1 pseudogene is annotated in these 255 nt (G+C 60.4%); it reads left to right on the forward strand.

Annotated elements, in window-relative coordinates:
• Positions 1 to 255 (forward strand): annotated as a pseudogene (locus J1784_RS00100) (hypothetical protein); the annotation flags it as partial.

The raw sequence follows: 255 nt of genomic DNA on the forward strand, positions 1-255 counted from the left end.
TTTGTTGCTGTTTTGCCGCCGTCAGCTGATCTGCTGGCTGGTGGTGGCGCTGCCGCTGATGCTGTATCTGCCGCAGGGTCACGCCAGCTGGCGCGATGCATGGATAAGCCCGGATATGCAGGGACAAAGGGCGTTTGATAAAGGGCAATATTCGCAGGCGGCAGAACGTTTTCAGGATCCGCTCTGGCAGGGGATCGCCTGGTATCGCGCCGGAAATTTTGTCGCGGCCACGTCAGCGTTTCGCCAGGCACCGCC

It is taken from the genome of Rahnella ecdela (genome assembly GCF_019049625.1).
GTDB lineage: Bacteria > Pseudomonadota > Gammaproteobacteria > Enterobacterales > Enterobacteriaceae > Rahnella > Rahnella ecdela.